This is a genomic window from Actinoplanes philippinensis (assembly GCF_900113015.1).
Classification (GTDB): domain Bacteria; phylum Actinomycetota; class Actinomycetes; order Mycobacteriales; family Micromonosporaceae; genus Actinoplanes; species Actinoplanes philippinensis.
The window spans coordinates 140457-157043 of record NZ_FONV01000019.1; the positions used below are offsets into that span (position 1 = coordinate 140457).

Annotated in this window: 18 protein-coding genes; 6 read left to right on the plus strand and 12 right to left on the minus strand. The window is 72.8% G+C overall.

Annotation, left to right across the window (positions count from 1 at the left end):
• Positions 1-17 precede the first annotated feature (17 nt).
• Both BM290_RS39535 and BM290_RS39540 read left to right on the plus strand, forming a co-directional pair.
• Positions 18-1658 carry a PP2C family protein-serine/threonine phosphatase gene (locus BM290_RS39535; RefSeq protein WP_093621094.1) on the plus strand — a complete coding sequence of 547 codons (1641 nt, stop codon included), beginning with the start codon at positions 18-20 and terminating at the stop codon, positions 1656-1658.
• A complete protein-coding gene (locus BM290_RS39540) occupies positions 1655-2113 on the plus strand; it encodes a response regulator (RefSeq protein ID WP_093621095.1) in 459 nt (152 codons plus the stop codon). Before BM290_RS39535 ends, BM290_RS39540 begins: the two co-directional genes overlap by 4 nt.
• Here the strand turns inward: BM290_RS39540 and BM290_RS39545 are convergent.
• From BM290_RS39545 to BM290_RS39560, 5 genes are all read right to left on the minus strand, one after another.
• A complete protein-coding gene (locus tag BM290_RS39545) occupies positions 2032-4233 on the minus strand; it encodes an ATP-binding protein (protein ID WP_203779574.1) in 2202 nt (733 codons plus the stop codon). The genes BM290_RS39540 and BM290_RS39545 overlap by 82 nt on opposite strands.
• Before the next feature lie 26 nt (positions 4234-4259).
• A complete protein-coding gene (locus tag BM290_RS39550; RefSeq protein ID WP_093621096.1) occupies positions 4260-4892 on the minus strand; it encodes an AbfB domain-containing protein in 633 nt (210 codons plus the stop codon).
• A 61-nt stretch (positions 4893-4953) separates the two neighbouring features.
• Positions 4954-5310, minus strand: a complete 357-nt coding sequence (locus BM290_RS48800; protein ID WP_177320087.1) for a VOC family protein — start codon at positions 5308-5310, stop codon at positions 4954-4956.
• Positions 5307-5981, minus strand: a complete 675-nt coding sequence (locus BM290_RS48805; protein ID WP_177320088.1) for a hypothetical protein — start codon at positions 5979-5981, stop codon at positions 5307-5309. The genes BM290_RS48800 and BM290_RS48805 overlap by 4 nt, the downstream gene beginning before the upstream one ends.
• A 40-nt stretch (positions 5982-6021) precedes the next feature.
• Entirely contained in the window at positions 6022-7053 is a 1032-nt protein-coding gene (locus tag BM290_RS39560; RefSeq protein WP_093621098.1) for a cation diffusion facilitator family transporter, read from the minus strand.
• Positions 7054-7238: 185 nt separating this feature from the next.
• On the opposite strand from BM290_RS39560, the gene BM290_RS39565 reads away from it, so the two are divergent.
• Positions 7239-7685 (plus strand): lamin tail domain-containing protein, encoded by a 447-nt coding sequence (locus BM290_RS39565; RefSeq protein ID WP_093621099.1) that lies wholly within the window; start codon positions 7239-7241, stop codon positions 7683-7685.
• 49 nt (positions 7686-7734) lie between these two features.
• Here the strand turns inward: BM290_RS39565 and BM290_RS39570 are convergent, their stop codons facing one another.
• The 3 genes from BM290_RS39570 to BM290_RS39580 all read right to left on the minus strand — a co-directional run bounded on the left by BM290_RS39570 (position 7735) and on the right by BM290_RS39580 (position 9535).
• Positions 7735-7908 (minus strand): CsbD family protein, encoded by a 174-nt coding sequence (locus BM290_RS39570; protein ID WP_093621100.1) that lies wholly within the window; start codon positions 7906-7908, stop codon positions 7735-7737.
• A gap of 62 nt (positions 7909-7970) precedes the next feature.
• Positions 7971-8666: a tyrosine-protein phosphatase gene (locus tag BM290_RS39575; RefSeq protein WP_203779566.1), complete on the minus strand. Its 696-nt coding sequence runs from the start codon at positions 8664-8666 to the stop codon at positions 7971-7973.
• A gap of 20 nt (positions 8667-8686) precedes the next feature.
• The gene (locus tag BM290_RS39580) at positions 8687-9535 is read right to left on the minus strand and encodes an NAD(P)-dependent oxidoreductase (RefSeq protein WP_093621101.1); all 849 of its coding nucleotides are present in this window, start codon (positions 9533-9535) and stop codon (positions 8687-8689) included.
• A gap of 34 nt (positions 9536-9569) precedes the next feature.
• Between BM290_RS39580 and BM290_RS39585 the strand changes: the two genes are divergently transcribed.
• On the plus strand, positions 9570-10412 hold the full coding sequence (locus BM290_RS39585; protein WP_093621146.1) for a carbon-nitrogen hydrolase family protein: 843 nt from the start codon (positions 9570-9572) through the stop codon (positions 10410-10412).
• 19 nt (positions 10413-10431) lie between these two features.
• On the opposite strand, the gene BM290_RS48810 is transcribed toward BM290_RS39585, so the two are convergent.
• Positions 10432-11460: a hypothetical protein gene (locus BM290_RS48810; protein WP_093621102.1), complete on the minus strand. Its 1029-nt coding sequence runs from the start codon at positions 11458-11460 to the stop codon at positions 10432-10434.
• A 231-nt stretch (positions 11461-11691) separates the two neighbouring features.
• Between BM290_RS48810 and BM290_RS39595 the strand changes: the two genes are divergently transcribed.
• Positions 11692-12402 (plus strand): CPBP family intramembrane glutamic endopeptidase, encoded by a 711-nt coding sequence (locus BM290_RS39595; RefSeq protein ID WP_093621103.1) that lies wholly within the window; start codon positions 11692-11694, stop codon positions 12400-12402.
• A gap of 42 nt (positions 12403-12444) precedes the next feature.
• Positions 12445-12945 (plus strand): hypothetical protein, encoded by a 501-nt coding sequence (locus tag BM290_RS39600; RefSeq protein WP_093621104.1) that lies wholly within the window; start codon positions 12445-12447, stop codon positions 12943-12945.
• A 9-nt stretch (positions 12946-12954) separates the two neighbouring features.
• Here BM290_RS39600 and BM290_RS39605 read toward each other — a convergent pair whose 3' ends face one another.
• From BM290_RS39605 to BM290_RS39615, 3 genes are all read right to left on the minus strand, one after another.
• Positions 12955-14583 carry a tetratricopeptide repeat-containing diguanylate cyclase gene (locus tag BM290_RS39605; protein ID WP_093621105.1) on the minus strand — a complete coding sequence of 543 codons (1629 nt, stop codon included), beginning with the start codon at positions 14581-14583 and terminating at the stop codon, positions 12955-12957.
• A 282-nt stretch (positions 14584-14865) separates the two neighbouring features.
• Entirely contained in the window at positions 14866-15189 is a 324-nt protein-coding gene (locus BM290_RS39610; protein ID WP_093621106.1) for an STAS domain-containing protein, read from the minus strand.
• A gap of 218 nt (positions 15190-15407) precedes the next feature.
• Positions 15408-16364, minus strand: a complete 957-nt coding sequence (locus tag BM290_RS39615; RefSeq protein ID WP_093621107.1) for a pectate lyase family protein — start codon at positions 16362-16364, stop codon at positions 15408-15410.
• Positions 16365-16587: the final 223 nt, after the last annotated feature.

Below are 16587 nucleotides of genomic sequence, written 5' to 3' on the forward strand. Positions count from 1 at the left end.
GAGGAGGGGGACCCGCGGTGGGGGATCCGGATCTGGGGTGGGCGGCGACGCTGCACCGGATGTGGACCTCCGTCGGGCGGATCAGTGCCCGCGACGAGCTGGCCCAGCTGATCCTGCCGCCGCTGCAGGCGCTGCCCGGGGTGGTCGCGGTCTGGGGGCTGCGGCACGCCCCCGACGACGGCAGCATCCTGGAGTATCGGTGGACCGGGGTGCCGCTCGAGGGCGCGAACCGGGACCTGGCACGGGCGGCGGCCTCCGGGCGTACCCCCGAGGAGTTGTCCGCCCTCGGCTTCGCCGGCATGCTCCGGGACCGTTTCGACCTGCCCGGGGAGGCCGCCGGCACGATCCTGGTAGCCGTCGACGAGACCGCCGACGTGCCGGTCGTGCAGGCCTGCCTCGGGCAGGTGATCGAGGTGACCCGGGAGGCGATCCGCCGGCTCGGCCAGCGCCGCGCCGAGCACGCCCAGCAGACCCGCGACGCGCTGCTGGCCGAGGCGTCGCTGCAGATGGATGCGGTCCTCGACACCACCCAGACGATGCAGCGGGTGCCGCGGATGGCGGTGCCGGCGATCGCCGAGGGCTGCCTGGTCTTCGTCATCGAGGACGGCCGGCCGGTGCTGCGCAGCTCGGTGCACGTCGACATGCGGCGGCTGGCCACGCTGCTCGGCGACCCGGCCGTGGTCGCCCACCTCGATCATCTGGTCGGCCGGGCCGTCCTGGGCGGGCCGCTTCCGGACGTGGACACCGCGCTGCTGTCCACCCGGGCCGTCGACCTGCAGCCGCTGCACGCCCGCGGCGAGGTCGTCGGCGCGCTGGTCTTCCTCTTCGACCGGGAGGCGAGCGCCATCCCGCCGTCGTCGTTCCTGCGCGACCTCGCGTCGCGGGCGGCGCTGGCCATCGACAACGGCACCCGCTACGAGCGGCGCAGCCAGGACGTCGTGACCATGCAGCAGCACCTGCTGCCCACCCGGCTGCCGGCCGTCGAGGGGCTGGAGTTCGCCGCCGCCTACCTGGTCGGCGACCGGATCCTGGAGGTGGGCGGCGACTTCTACGACGTGGTGACCGGCCCGGACGGCACGGTCGCCGCGCTGATCGGCGACGTCTGCGGCCGTGGCGTGGACGCCGCGGCGCTGACCGGGATGGCACGGCACACGCTGGCCGCGCTGCTCCAGGAGGGCCACACCCCGCAACGGGCCATGGCCAGGCTCAACGCCCGCCTGCGCCTGGACGGCTCGTGGCGGTTCGTCACCGCGGGCGTGGCCCGGCTGCGGTCCGTCGCCGGCGGTGTCGCGGTCGAGTGGGTGTCGGCCGGGCATCCCGCCCCGGTGGTGCTGCGGCACGCGAGCGGACCGGAACGCGGTCACGGCGGCGGCGCCATCCTCGGCGTCCTCGGTGAACCGCGGATCAGCGAGTCGGAGCTGTTCCTGGCCCCGGGCGACACCCTGATCATCTTCACCGACGGGTTGACCGAGAGCCGCGGCCCGGACGGCGTCATGTTCGAGGACGACGCCCTCGGCGAGACCCTCGACCGGCTCCGCGGCCGCCCCCTGGACGAGCTGGTCCACGAACTGAGCACCGCCTCAGCCGCCTTCGGCGGGTCACGCACCGACGACATCGCGGTGTTGGCCATCCGCGCCGGGAAGGAACAGCTCCGATGAGCAATCTGATCTTCGTGGTCGAGGACAGCGACGAGGACGTGGAGGCGATCGAACGGGCCATCGGCCGGTCGCACCCGGCGCTGCGACGCGAGTTCTTCCGGTCCGGCGCCGACGTGCTGGCCGGGCTGACCGAGCCGGGCCGGGAACGGCCGTGGCTGATGCTGCTCGACCTCAACATGCCGGGCGAGAGCGGCCTCGACGTGGTCCGCGCGGTCCGGGCCCGGCCCGAGCTCGACGAGGTGCGGCTGGTCGTCTTCACGTCGTCGGAGGACCAGGCCGAGGCCGACGCCTGCCACGCCGCCGGCGCCGACAGCTACGTGTACAAGCCGCTGAACTTCGCCCTCTTCCAGAGCGTGCTCAGCCAGACCCTCGACTACTGGAGGTCGCGGTCCCGGTCGGGGAACGTGGCCCGGATGGTGGTGCCGCCGCCGGGGGACTCCTCCGCCCAGACCTGACCGCCGTGCCGCTCCACGATGCGGCGCACGATCGCCAGGCCGGCGCCCGACCCGTCATACCCCGCGGTCGCCGGATGCAGCCGCCGGAACAGCTGGAACGCCTGCTCGCGCAGGTGTGGTGGCATGCCGATGCCGTTGTCCCGGACCACCAGCTCCGGCCCGCCGGTCACCGACACCAGGGGCGGCTCGTCCGGGCGGGCGTATTTCGCGGCGTTCACCAGCAGGTTCACCAGCACCTGGTCGAGCAGCACCGGGTCGGCGGTGACGGTCGACCCCGGATCGGGCATCGCCACCGACACCCCGGCCTCCCGCAGCCGCGGCCCGGCCACCTCCATCGCCCGGGCCACCGCCTCCCGCAGATCGAGCGGCTGCCGGTCCAGCTCGGTACGCCCCAGCCGCGAGTAGTACAGCAGCGCGTTGAGCAGCTCGTCCATCCGTGCCGCCAGCCGCTGGATCGACGCCAGCCGCCGGGCCGTCACCTCGTCCAGCCGGTCCCCGGCGTCCTCGGTGATGAAGGTGGCCGTGTTCGCGATCCCGCGCAGCGGCTCCTTCAGATCGTGGGCGGCCGCGTGCGCGAACGAGTCCAGGTCCACGTTGCTGCGGGTCAGCTCCACGTTCAGCTCGGACACCCGGCGGGCGTGTGCCACCGCGATCCCGACCACGGCCCGGCCCAGTTCGACCGCCATCGCCAGATCGTTCGCCGTCCACGGCAGGCTCCGCCCGCGCACCGACGCCAGGTAGACGGCTGTCGACCCGCGGGGCGTCAGGCGGCGGCCGTGCGGGCCCAGCCGCACCGGCTCGTCCGGGTCGGTCGCCCAGCGCCGCGACACCGTACGCTCCCCGCGCAGCCACACGATCAGGTCCCCGTCCGCGCCGGACGTCAGGGCCAGCGCGCCGGCCAGGGCCGGGGACAGGCCGGCCAGTTCGGGCAGATCCTCACCCAGCCGGTCGCTGTGCCACAACGTCCCGGGCCGTGGCGCCGGCAACGCCGCCAGCAGCGCGTCCACCACACCGGGCCCCGGGTCGGTGCCGTGCACCGAGATGCGGCCCTCGGCACGGATCAGCACCGCGTCGCAGACGATCACGCCGGCCATGCCGTCCGGGTCCAGTGGCCACGCCTGGACCGGACCGGCCGACGCGTTCTCCAGCAGGCGGGCGATCAGCGTCCGCGAACGGTCCCGGGCCGCGGCCTCGTCCCGCTCGCGCAGCGCCGCCAGGTGCAGCGACAGCGCCACCCCGAAGAACTCGCACGCCGCCCGGACCTGCGGGCCCAGCGTGGTGACGGCACTGCCGTGGCAGGCGATCAGCCCCCACAGCCGGCCGCCGGACAGCAGCGACACCGACATCGACGACCGTACGCCGATGTTGCGCAGGTACTCCAGGTGGAACGGCGACACCGTGCGCAGCACCGACATCGACAGGTCCAGCGGATCGGACAGCCGGGCCGTCGCGTCGTCGACGTCGGCGATCACCCGGATCCAGTTGCGCTCGTAGAGACGGCGGGCCTGCGGCGGGATGTCGGTCGCCGGGAACCACAGGCCCAGCCACGGCTCCCAGTCGCCGGTCACGTCCTCGGCGATCACCTCGCCCGGGCCGTCCAGAGACTCGAACCGGTAGGCGACCACCCGGTCGTACCCGGTGATCGCCCGCACCTCACGCACCGCGGCCCGGCACGCCTCGACCACCGTGCCCGCCATCTGCAGGCGCATCAGCGCCTGCCGGATCGGGGTGTAGATCGCCGGGAAGTCGCGGGCCGCGCCGGCCGGCTCGAACTCCAGCACCAGCATCCCGTCGGACCGGTGCACCGTCACGTCGAACCGCTCCGCGCCCGCCTCGGGGGTGGTGGTCACCGGCATCATCGCGGTCTGCCCGGTGTCCGCGTCGGCCAGGCCCTCCAGCGCGGCCAGCTGCGCCGCGTCCACCAGGCGGGTCGCCGGCGCGCCGGACAGGCCGGCCACCCCCAGCATCTGTTCGGCGTTCTCGCTGGTCACCGTGATCGTCCCGGCTCGGATCGCGATCAGAGCGCCGTACGACTGAACGCCGCCCAGCAGATGGATCGGCTCCTGCACGCACGCTGTCAGGTCGAAGGTGCCGCCCAGCTCACGCTCGGCGGCGGCCACCCGCTCCGGCAGCCAGCCCGGGGTGCTCAGGACGGCACCTGCACCATGAAGGACGTGCCCGACTCCTTGTCGATGTAGAGGGAGTCGTCGTCACGCCGGTGCAGCAGGAACTCCGGATAGTTCTTGGAGCGCAGCCGCACGGCGCCGGGATCGGTGCCGGCCTCCCGGCAGAACGTGGCGTCGTTCCGGAACAGCTCCGAGTCGTCGGAGGCGTCGAACCGCAGCCGGTAGTCGAAGTGGCGCAGGTAGCGGCCGTCCTCGAGGCGGAACGAGAAGCAGGTGTCGTCGGCCAGGCCGGCGCTCACGGTCAGTGTGGCCGGGTCGGCCGGTGACATCTTCGCGTACTCCCCGTTCGCGGTGAGGTAGGTGTCCTCGTCACCGAGCGGCGACAGCAGCCACGCCCCGGCGGCCAGCTCCGGGGTCGCGGCCGGCGACGGGCTCTCCGCGGCCGGTGTCGTGGCCGTGGCCGTGGCCGATGTCGCCGCGGCGGCCGGTTTCTCGTCGCCGCCGCCGGTGCTGGTCCACGCCGCGTAGCCGAGCACGAGGACGGCCACCGCTCCCGCGCCGACGCCGATCGTCAGCGCCCGGGACAGGCGGTCCGGCCGGCTGCTGCCGTAGACGGTGCCGGCCGGACCGGGGCCGGGGACGTGGTCGTTCATCGATGGTTCCTTTCGCTCGCCGGAGCCGTGGCTCCCGCCCGCGAAGGCTACCGGCCGGAGATCACGGCTCCCAGTAGACCTCCACGCGCCACCCGTCCGGGTCGAGGCACTTGAACGAGACCAGGTCCGGCTCCTCGTCGAACTCGATCACCTCGACGCCGTCGGCGAGCAGGCGTCCGTGCAGGTCACGGACGGCCTCGGCGCTCGGCGCGGCGAACCCGAAGTGCAGGAACTCCGGCGCCGGGCCGGTCTGCGTGACCGGGTGCAGGGCCAGGTCGAAACGGTCGGCGTCGCGCACGATCACGGTGCCGTCGGGGTACGTCGTGGCGGTCGCCGGGTCGAAGCCGAACCACCGCGTGTAGAAGGCCAGGCTGCGCTCGTGATCACGCACGGGCAGGCCGAGATGCCGGAGCCTCACGCCGGCCTCCCGGCGGTGACCTCGGCGGCCGCCAGCAGGGCCCGCCAGGCGGCGAACGGGAACTTGCTGCCCGGCCGGCGGACGCTGTGGAGGTCGCGGTCGACGACGGCGGCGTCGGGCTGGTCGACGGCCCAGTCCCCGTTCTCGTCCCGCTGCCAGGTGATGCCGTTGCCGCGCCCGTCGGCCTTGCGCAGCCAGCCGTCCGCCGTGGGCCACCACTGCGCTCCGGGCGGCGGCGGACCGAACGCCGCGGCCATCACCGGGGTGATCGCCGCGATGTCGTCGTGGGCGTCCAGGACCACGAACCGGCCGGCCAGGGCCAGGACCGGGCCGGGATGGGCGAGCGACGGGTCCAGGACGGCGGCGGCGCGGCCGATCAGCTCCAGCTCGGCCCAGCGCAGCGTGTCCGGATGCCAGTGGGCCTGGTCGTCCCACCCGATCTCCAGGATCTCCCGCTCACCCGGGACGCGCAGGCCCAGGTCGACCATGTCGAAACAGCCGTCGATGTCGAGGACCAGCGCGTATCCGCCGCCGACCGGGAACTCCACGACGATCGAGCCGGGCTCGTCGTCGTCGTCGAAGTCATCGACGTCGTCGTCGGTCCGGAAGAGATAGGCGGCCCAGAAGGCGGGATCGTCCAGACGCGACTGCAGATCAGAGGGGAGCGGCATGCGAGGCAGAGTAGCCCTCGGCGGCCGTCGCGCGTGGGCCCTATCCGGACGTCGTCACCCCCGGCGACCGGTGACGACGCTCGTGGGACAGGCGCTGGTGGTGGGAGTCGCCGGGATGGCTGTCCGGGTCGACGTGCACGACGGCCGAGGACAGGCGCGGCACGTGGTGGGTGAGCTGGTGCTCGGCGTCGGCGGCGATCTCGTGCGCGGCCAGCAGCGTGAGCCCGGCGTCGACCACGATGCCGGCCTCGGCGTGCAGGCTGTGGCCGATCCAGCGCAGCCGCAGACCGGACACGTCACGCACCCCGTCGATCTCGCGCAGGTGCTGCTCGGCGTGGTCGACCAGGCCGGGATCGACCCGGTCCATCAGCCGGTGGTAGACCTGCCGGCCCGCGTCGCGCAGCACGAACAGGATCGCCACCGTGATCGCGATGCCCACCACCGGGTCGGCCCAGCCCCAGCCCAGCCAGGCGCCGCCCGCGGCGGCCACCACGGCCAGCGAGGTGAACCCGTCGGTCCGCGCGTGCAGCCCGTCGGCGACCAGGGCCGCCGAGCCGATCCGCCGGCCCACCGTGATCCGGTAGCGGGCGACGATCTCGTTGCCGGCGAACCCGGCCACCCCGGCCGCCAGCACCCACGGCAGATGGTCGACGGCCCGCGGATGCAGCAGCCGCTCGGTGGCGAACCACGCCGAGACGACGGCGGAGGCGGCGATCACCGCGACGATCACGACACCGGCCAGGTCCTCGGCGCGGCCGAACCCATAGGTGTACGCCCGGGTCGCGGCCCGCCGGCCCAGCCAGAACGCGATGCCCAGCGGCACGGCGGTGAGCGCGTCGGCCACGTTGTGCACGGTGTCGCCGAGCAGCGCCACCGAACCGGACATCGCCACGATGACGGCCTGCACGGCGGCGGTCAGGCCGAGCCCGGCCAGGGAGATCCACAGCGCCCGCAGACCCTCGCGGGAAGCCTCCAGCGCGCTGTCGACCTTGTCGGCGGTGTCGTGCGAGTGCGGTCGCAGCAGGTGCCGCAGACCGTGCCGGTGCGGGTGGTGATGCTCGTGCTCGGCCACCCGGACAGCCTACGCCCACCCCTAGCGGTGCGACAACCCGGTAACTGCCAATGAGCTGCAGGAACGGAGGCCTGGCAGGGGAGTGACGGGAACACGAAAGGGTGACGGGTGACCATTTCCGATTGGATTTACAGGTCGAAACGGAATAATGCGGCTTTCCCGTACAGAGTCCGACAGGAGATCGCATGCTTCGCACACTGCCCGGGGTCGTCACCGTCGCCCTCGGGTCCGTACTGTCCGTGGCCGCGCCCGCCCACGCCGCCCCGGCTCTGCGGTTCCAGAGCGTCCAGTACGACTCGCCGGGCCGGGACGACCGCTCCAACGGGAGTCTCAACGCCGAATGGATCGCCCTGGTCAACACCGGTCCGGCCGCCGTGGACCTGAACGGCTGGCGGATCGCCGACGCGTTCCGGAGCTACACCTTCCGGGACGTCACGATCGCCGGCCGGGGCGGCGTCGTCTACCTGCACACCGGCCGGGGCACCGACACGGCCACCCACCGGTACTGGAACTCCGGCAGTTACGTGTGGAACAACACCGGCGACGCGGCGACCCTGCGCACCCGGGCCGGCGGCGTGCACGACACCTGCGTGTGGGGGCAGTCGTCCGGCCGTACCAGCGTGCTCTGCTGACAGCGCGAGGCCCGGACCGCCGCGGCGGTCCGGGCCTGCGGTGACCAGGTCAGGACTTGAAGACGTCCTTGATCTTCTCACCGGCCTGCTTGAGGTTCGACGCCTTCTGATCGGCCTTGCCCTCGGCCTCCAGGCGCTCGTCGTCGGTCGCCTTGCCGACGCCCTCCTTGACCTTGCCGCCGATCTCCTCGGCCTTGTTGTCGACCTTGTCATCGAAAGCCATCGGACACCTCCACATCACGGATGTACGTCTCTGTCCATACCCGTGCGACGGCGGCTCAACCGTCAGTCACCCAGCAGACGTGCCCGGATCGCCGCACGGTCCGCCGGAGTCAGCGCGAGACCCGACCCGGTGTCGAATCCGTCGAGCAGCGCGTGGATCACCTCCGCGATGGTGGTGCCGTGCTCGGCCAGGCGCTCGGCCACCGGCTCCCGGTCGTCCTCGAAATACGCCCGCAGCCGGGCCTCGCTCAGCGCGTAGTCGGCGGCGATCGCCTCCGGCCGCACCCCGGCCAGGGCCAGCAGCAACAGCGCGATCAACCCGGTACGGTCCCGCCCGATCCCGCAGTGCACCACCACACCGCCCGGCGCGGCCCGGGCCACCGCGGTCAGCGCGGCCACACAGCGGTCGGCCTTGTGCTCCAGGAACGAGCGGTAGTAGAGCGGAGTGCCGTCCGCGTCGTCGTCGATCAGGTCATACCAGTACGCGGTGTCGTCGTTGTCGTCCAGCGCCACCGGCACCACGGTGATCCCGTCCGGCCGGGACACCGACTCGGCGCGCTCGTCGTCCTCCCGCAGGTCCACCACCGTACGCACCCCGTAGGCGTGCAGCGCCGCCCACCCGTCCGCGGTCAGCCGGTCCAGGCTGTCCGCCCGCACCACCGACCCGCGCCGGGTGAGCCGGCCGTCGACGGTGGGCAGTCCACCCAGGTCACGAACGTTGTGGCAGCCCGCCCAGTCCAGATGACGATCGATGTCCACAGCTGCACGATAGCCCGGTCTCAGCCGTCCAGGCCGTCGGCCACCCCGCGGGCCGTGATCTCCCGGGACACCGTCTCCGGGTCGCCGCCGGCCAGCGGGCGCCCGGCCACGTCGGTCCACACCTCGGCGAACGCCTCGAACAACGACGGCGTCAGCCCGGCCGCCGCCTGCGACCGGGCGATCTCGCGCATCTCCGCGACATACCGGTGGGCCTTGGCCGCGGCGAGCGCCATCTCGTACGGCGTGCCGAAGTCCTCGCCGAGGTCGGCCATCACCGGCTCCAGCACGTCGTGCGCCGCCGCCGCGCGGACCGCCTGCGTCATCAGGCCCATCAGACCCTTGTAGACCGAGGCCGTCGACATCTTCACCGCGCTCGCCGCGCCCACCCGGTCACCCACCACCACCGGTCGGGCGTGTGTCCACCGCAGCGCCGCCACCTCGGCGGCCCGCGGACCGGACAGGTAGAGGCGCGCGCCGGGCCGGACCGTGGGCGGCGGCCCGGAGATCGACCCGTCCACGAAGCCGAAGCCCGCCGCGGTGACCAGGTCTGCGGCGGCGGTGGCGGTCTCGGGGGCGACCGCGTTCATGTCCACCACCAGGCGGCCGGCGGTCCGTGGCCCGGCCAGCGCGGCGATGTCGCGGGCCGCGTCGAGCGCCGCGCCCGGTGGCGTGACGACCAGGATCACCTCCGCCTCGGCCAGCACGCCGGCCAGGTGCGGGAGCGGGCGCAATCCGGCTTCCGCCACGAGCCGCGCCGTCCGCTGCGAGCGACCCGCCAGCGACGTGACCACGTCATGGCCGCCCTCCCGCAGCGCCCAGCCCAGCCCGGAGCCCATGTGGCCGGCGCCGACCAACCCGATGACCGTCATGGTGGTCAACCTAGGGCACATGGTGGGGTGGGGCATGACCGACACGATCCGCATCGCGGTGGCCCAGACCGCGATCACCACCGACCCGGCCACGAACGGCGCGGCGATCCACGACGCGATGCGGTCCGCGGCCGATCAGGGGGCCCGGCTGGTGCACTTCGCCGAGGGCGCCCTGTCCGGGTACGCGGGCGCCGACAAGCCGTACTACACCGGCTGGGACATCGACTGGGCGCCGGTGACCGAGGCGCTGCACCGGACGGCGGCGCTCGCCGCGGAGCTCGGCGTGTGGGTGGCCGTCGGCGGCAACCACCGGCTGACCGGCGGGCACCGGCCGCACAACTCGCTGTGGGTGATCGACGACCGCGGTGAGCCGGTCGATCGTTACGACAAACGGCTGCTGTCGTACGCGGAGGTCACCGGCCTCTACACCCCCGGCGACCACGTGTGCGCGTTCGAGGTGGACGGGTTCCGCTTCGGCTGCCTGATCTGCATCGAGGTCAACTTCCCCGAGCTGTGGATCGAGCAGCGGGCCGCCGGGGTCGACTGTGTGCTGTTCTCCACCTACTCGGAGGACCCGGTCTTCGAGACGATCGTCCGCGCGCACGCCGCGATGCACGGGTACTGGGTGAGCATCGCCCTGCCCGCCCAGTGCGCGCACGTCACCCCGTCGGCCGTGATCGGGCCGCACGGGCACCCGCTGCGCCACGCCCGCGCCGGCGGGAGCGACGTCATCTGCGTGGACCTCGACCGTACCGATCCGGCCCTGGACGTGGCCCTGCACAAGGCCCCGGCGTGGCGCGCCACCGCCCGCGCCGGAGAGGTGTACGCGGCCCGCCGCGTCACCGACCCGCGCAGCGCCGGCCGCACCGTCCTCTGATCGGCAGGGAGCGCGCCGGTCAGTCGCGGGAGATGTCCAGCGAGCCCATGCCGGCCTCGGCGTCGATGTCGAGCCCCGGCTCGTCGTCCAGGTCGCCGCGGCCGACCGAGACGCCGGCGCTCACCCCGCCCTTCTCGTTGCCGTAGAGGGTGACGCCGCCCGCGCCGCTGCTCAGGGCCACCCGTACCGGCACCTTCCCGGCCGTGCGGATCCGCCACTTCTGCACCCCACCGGCCATCAGGATCGGCAGCGTACGGTCGAGGCGGCCCAGCTCGATGTCGATGGTCCGGGCGCCGCCGATCAGGTCGATGTCGCTGACCGTGCCGCCGGACATGTCGAACGACGCGGTCCGCACCCCGGCGCCCATCCGCAGCCGCCACACGACGTCCTTGCTGAGGCGGACGTCGACCTTGCCGCTGCCGTTCTTCCGGCCGTCGGGTTTCGCGCTCACCGAGAGCACGCCGTTCTCGAAGTCGGCGTTCACGTCGAGCCCGGAGTCCTTCGGGGTGGTGACCTGGAAGGCGTCGCCGCCGAGATCGGCGGCCCGGACGTCGAGCTCGGTGACGCCGCTGGTCAGCACGAACCGCGCCGTGGTGATCGGGGGCGGGACGGTCGTGGCCGGCGGTGGCGAGGGCGGCTCGGGCGTGGGCGACTCGGGCGTGGGCGACTCGGTCGGCTCCACACTGGCCGGGGCGGCGGCCGACGCCGGGACGGTCGCCGGGGCCGCGAGCCGCTCGGCCGGCGTCTCGTCCTCGGGCCGGGTCAGCAGCAGCGTGCCGGTGATCACCAGCCCGGCGAGCAGCCCGGCCGCGACGACCGGCCGTTTCCGCCGTCGGGGCGGCCGTGACCCGGGCGCCTCGCCCGCCTGCGTACGCCGGTCCCGGTCCGGCCAGTAGTCCGAGATGTCCGGCAGCCGCACCGGCAGCGGGCGCGGTGTCGGCCCCGGTTCGGCGACCGGCGCCGGCTCCTCGCCGGCCACCGGCTCGGCATGCCCCGACACGTATCCGGCGATGCGCAGTCTCGGGCGCTGCCCGTCGTTCCGCTCCACCAGCGTCTCCCCATCGACGTGATTCCCCGTGCAAGGTACGGACACGTAGCGTCGACGGTTCAAACGGCGATCGGTCAATGACCCTGCGTGGACAACGAGGGTCGCCGCGGTCGGTCGACCTGCCCGGACTCCGCCGTGCCACCTCGCACGTCCGCTGCGTGACGAGGTGAACCTCACACGCCGTGACGATTGCCCGGATCATGCCCGATCGCCGGGTAGCGTCTTGTCCTCGTGACCCGTCCCCGCCTCCTCCTCGTCCTCGGCGCCGTCGTGGCCGTCCTGGCCACGGTCAACGTCGCGAACAAGTACGGCCCGCCCGGCACCGGCCTGGTCGCGGGCCCGCTGGTCGCGCTGGGGCTGGTGCTGTTCGCCCGGCGGGCCGGTCTCACCTGGCACGAGCTGGGCCTGTCCCGGCGTACGCTGCTGCCCGGTCTGAAATATGCCGTCGGCGCGGTCGCCGCCGTGGCCGTCGTCTACACCGTCGGCGCCGCGATCCCGCTCACCCGGCCCGCCTTCCAGGACGTCCGTTACCACCTGCACCTGAGCGCCGCCCTGCTCACGGCGTTCGTGATCGTCCCGCTCGGCACGGTGCTGCTGGAGGAGGTCGCCTTCCGCGGCGTGCTGATGGGCCTGGTCAACCGTCACCGCGGCGCGGTCTGGGCCAGCATCACGTCGTCGGTTCTCTTCGGCCTCTGGCACATCCTGCCGTCGCTGCGTCTCAACCACGCCAACGAGGCCGTCGGCGCGGCCTTCGGCACCGGCCTGACCGGTCAGGTGCTGGCCGTCGCGGGCGCCGTCGGCTTCACCGCCCTGGCCGGCCTGCTCTTGTGCGAGCTGCGCCGCCGCAGCGGCAGCCTGCTGGCCGCCGCCGCCCTGCACTGGGCCACCAACGGCCTGGGCCTGCTGATCACCGCCGGCCTCGCCGCCGTCCGTCTCAGCTAGGGGCGGAGGCGAGGGCCCGACCACCGCTGCGATCATCGACGGGTGACCCCTGACCTCGGCCGGATCACCGACAGCACGGCATGGACGTCCCTGGACGCCACCGCCTTCACCCCGCCCTACCTGACGACGTACGCGTACGACGGACCGTTCTCGGACGGCCCGCCCGCGTTCGACGTCAGTCACGACGAGACCGCACTGATCTACGCCACGAACTGGGGCTTCACCTGCACGATGCCGGGCGTCGACGTGCGCCGGGACGCCGACATCGCCGTCCCGACGGGCCACACCCAGCTTTACACCCTGGAGAAACGTGCCGTGGTCGCGGCCGGCGGCACGGTGCTGCGGATCTGGCCCGCGGCCTACCCGACAGACCGGGACCGGGCCTGGCGGCTCATCGTGCCGCAGACCGCCGAGCAGCGGTTCCGTAATCAGGAGGCCGTCCCCGGCATCGCAGCCGCGATCGCTGACGCCGTGGCCCTCGCGGCCCGGCTGGACAGCCCGGTTCTGCTGGCCCGGCAGGTCGACGAACGTTACTGGCACTGACCCCCGGCGCTACGGGACCGGGCTCGGGCCGCGCACCCGGTCCCGGCCGGCGCGCTTGGCCGCGTACAGCCGCTCGTCGGCGCGCGCCAGGACCACGCCCGGGTCGGTGGACTCGTCGCCCAGCGCCAGGCCGATGCTCACCGTGACCGTCAGGCCCGGCGCCACCGCCGCCCAGTCGTGGGCGGCCACCTCCGCGCGCAGACGCTCGGCCGTCGTCACGGCGTTGTCCAGGTCCGAACCGGACAGCAGCACCGCGAACTCCTCCCCGCCGAACCGCACCACCACGTCGTCGCCCCGGCAGGCGGACCGCAACAGGCCGGCCAGCAGCCGCAGCACCCCGTCACCGACCAGATGCGAGTGCTCGTCGTTCACCCGCTTGAAGTGGTCGACGTCGACGAGCAGGATGGCGTGACCGGCCAGCCCGCCGGCCATCAGCTGGTCCAGGTGCCGGCGGTTGCCGAGCCCGGTCAGCGGGTCCTCCAGGCTCTTGCGCAGCAACTCCTGGTTGGCGTGCTGCAGCGCCGCCACCCGGGCCCGCTCCTCCTCGGCGGCGGCCTTGGCCTGCGCGGTCTCCATACGCACCACGGCGATGCTCGCGCTGCGCTGCGCCGCCTCGGACGCCACCTCCTTCGACAGCGCATGGAACAGCTTGTACGTGTCGAGGGCGCCCCGCAGGTCACCGTTGCGCTCGTAGGCGTCGGCCAGGTGCTCCGCCGACACCATCGCGCTGGCCTTGCTCTCCGCCGACGCCATCGCCGCCCGCAGATGGCCGATCGCCTCGTCGTACCGGCCGCTGGCCAGGCAGACGCTGCCGTGCGTGTCCCGGATGTGCGTGATGATCGACTGGGAGTCGCGCTCCGGGTCGATCTGCCAGCCGGTGAGCAGTTCCAGCGCCTCCTCCGCCCGCCCGGAGAACGACAGGCTCTCCGCCAGGTTGCCCAGCGCGATCACCTCGTGCCGGCGGTGGCCCAGCCGGCGTGCGATCACGATCGCCTCCCGGGACTGGCCCTGCGCGACGGCGCTGATCGCCTCCGCGGCCTCCTCGTCGCCAGCCGCCCGCGCCGCCGTGGCCAGGCACATGTTGGCACAGGCCATCGTGTCGATCATGGCGCCGTTGGTGACCTCGTCGCCCAGGATCCGGGCCATCTCCGCGGCCCGCTCACAGAACTCCAGACAGTGGTCGAACTGCTCCAGGTAGTAGTAGACGGTCCCCGCCGTGCCGGTGGCCAGCATCCGGGCGGCCAGATCACCGCTCGCCTCGGCCACCTCCAGCGCCGTCATGATCTCCTCCATCGCGCTGACCGCGTCCGAGGTGAACAGCAGGCTCCGGGCCACGGTGGCGTGCACGATCGCCTCACTGGCCCGGTCACCGATGCGCCAGCAGACGTCGAGCGCCTCCCGGGCCAGCGCCAGGACCTCCACGTGCTCGTCGAGCACCAGATGGCAGCGCACCAGCAGCGCCAGGGCCCGGGCCTGCAGCACCGGATCGTCCCCGGCGGCCACGACCGTGGCGATCTCCCGGGCCGCGGCCGGATCCGAACGCTCGAAGTGGACGACCGCCCGCTGCAACAGCTCGTCCGCACTCGCGACGCCCGGGACCGGCTCCTGTGCGAGCCGCGCGCCGACGTTCACGAGCACGCCCGTCCGGGCCGGCAGAAGTTCCGCGGGTGCGGCATAGGACTCCCCGAAGATGTGACGTTTCCCTACCGTCGGCCCGGCCGGGCACAAGTTGAGCGGTCTCGCCGCCGAATCTCGCCGCCGCGGCGGCTGCGCTCCCTCCTCGGCCGGTCACCACGGGCGGATCCGTCCGAACATGACAGATCGTGATCGTTCCGCGCAATAGCCGGGCGGTCAGCGGTCGATGCCAAGACCGTCCTCCGCCGCTGCGGCCGTCCCGGCGGGACCGGAACGGCCAACGGTTCACAGAATGTGGCGGATGCGGTGGATCGGTACGCCGGCCGCCGTCAGCAGGAGGGCTGTGCCCGCCGAGGTGTGGTCGACGAAGACGGTCACCTGATGGTCGTCGCCGAGGTGGCAGGCCGCGGCCAGGGCGCCCAGGTTGATCGGGTCCAGTTCGCGGACGTCGGCCAGGTCGAGGACCAGGTGGGACGGGCGGATGTGCCGGATGGCGTGGACCAGGGCCCGCCGCAACTCGGTCGCGTCTTCGTCGGCGCGCAGTCGGCGGGGGTGGATGACGAGGGTTCCGTCGGAGGTGGTGGTGACGTCGAGCGTGCTGGCGGCCATGCGGAACCTCCAGTTACCCGAATGTTTCCGGGCCGTCAACGGTAGGTCCTGCCGTCGTCGGCGTCGACCCACCGAGCGCCCGAATCACCAGAGACATGGGGAATTCACAGCTTCCGGTCAACGCCATCGGGTGACACCCGGCGAGCCGGCGGGCGGCCGCGCAAAGAGGCGGTGCCCGCTCGCCGGGAGCGGGCACCGCCGGGGTGGGGCAGAGGGGCTCAGATCTTGCCGGTTCCGGCGCCGGCCACCACCGTGGCCTTGACCGTGTTGTTGGCCTGCGGGGTGTAGGAGTAGGGGATCGCGGCGACGCTGGCGCCGTTGCGGACCTGCTCCGTACCCGAGTTGACCTTGTAGTTGTTGAGGACCTTGATGTTGCCCGGGTCCGAGTCGCCGGTCTGGGTGACCGTCGGGTTGGCGACGTTCTCAAAGTAGTTGCGCTCGACGAAGACACCGGCGTTCATGGTCGAGGCGACGCCGTACGACCCGATGTTGCTGTAGTAGTTGTTGAGCACGTGGACCGGGTTGGCGAAGCGGACCCGCGGGTGCCGCTGGTTGGTGCCGTCGAACCAGTTGTGCTTGTACGTGACGCGCAGCTTGCCGAGGTCCTGGCTCGCGTTGTCGTCGCTGTGGCCGAGCAGCATCGACTTGTCGTGGTCGTGCAGGCGGTTCCAGGAGACGGTGATGTAGTCCGAGCCGCGCTTGATGTCGATCAGGCCGTCGTAGCCGTTGGCCAGGTCGTTGTGGTCGATCCAGATGTTCGTCGAGCCCTCCTGGACGTTGATCGAGTCGTCGCTCGCGTTCCGGAAGACCAGGTTGCGGATGATCACGTTGCGCACGCCGGACAGGTTGAACCCGCCGCCGGTGATGCCGGAGCTCGCGCCGACACCGATGACGGTCTTGTTCGAGGCGACGCTGTACATGCCGGAGATCGTGATCAGCCCGGACACCCGGACGGTCTGCGACGTGCCGGAACTCAGCGCCGACTTCAGCGCGGCCGCGGTCGTCACGGTGACGACCGTCGACGAGGAGCCGCCGCTGGTTCCGCCGTTGAGGCTGGCGTACCCGACCGGGCTGGACTCGGCGGCCCAGACCGGTGCCGGGGTGGCGGCGACGAGCCCGCCCGCGGCCAGGACGCCCGCGGACAGGGTGGAGAGGACGGTTCTCCGAGTGGGCATGGGGGTTCCTCCGTTGGGGGACGGATGCCGCCCGGGGTGGCGGCAATGGGGGCGGACGGCGCGAACCCTCGCCTGGGGAATGGCGACCGGCGCGCGGCCGAATCGGTGGGTTCGGCCGTACGCTGCGGGTAAGCGCTTTCCTCGGCTGACGGTAAGCGCTGTAATCGAACTCTGTCAATGAATTGGGAACGCTTCCATGCCATCGGCAGCCGGCGCCCGGGGC

Excerpts from the sequence above, each read along its gene's own strand:
- BM290_RS39585 (WP_093621146.1), top strand. The coding sequence starts at position 9,570 with ATGACCGACACGATCCGCATCGCGGTGGCCCAGACCGCGATCACCACC.
- BM290_RS39610 (WP_093621106.1), bottom strand. The coding sequence starts at position 15,189 with ATGGCCGCCAGCACGCTCGACGTCACCACCACCTCCGACGGAACCCTC.
- BM290_RS39615 (WP_093621107.1), bottom strand. The coding sequence starts at position 16,364 with ATGCCCACTCGGAGAACCGTCCTCTCCACCCTGTCCGCGGGCGTCCTG.
- BM290_RS48805 (WP_177320088.1), bottom strand. The coding sequence starts at position 5,981 with ATGCCGCTCCCCTCTGATCTGCAGTCGCGTCTGGACGATCCCGCCTTC.
- BM290_RS39565 (WP_093621099.1), top strand. The coding sequence starts at position 7,239 with ATGCTTCGCACACTGCCCGGGGTCGTCACCGTCGCCCTCGGGTCCGTA.
- BM290_RS39580 (WP_093621101.1), bottom strand. The coding sequence starts at position 9,535 with ATGACGGTCATCGGGTTGGTCGGCGCCGGCCACATGGGCTCCGGGCTG.
- BM290_RS39570 (WP_093621100.1), bottom strand. The coding sequence starts at position 7,908 with ATGGCTTTCGATGACAAGGTCGACAACAAGGCCGAGGAGATCGGCGGC.
- BM290_RS39540 (WP_093621095.1), top strand. The coding sequence starts at position 1,655 with ATGAGCAATCTGATCTTCGTGGTCGAGGACAGCGACGAGGACGTGGAG.
- BM290_RS39550 (WP_093621096.1), bottom strand. The coding sequence starts at position 4,892 with ATGAACGACCACGTCCCCGGCCCCGGTCCGGCCGGCACCGTCTACGGC.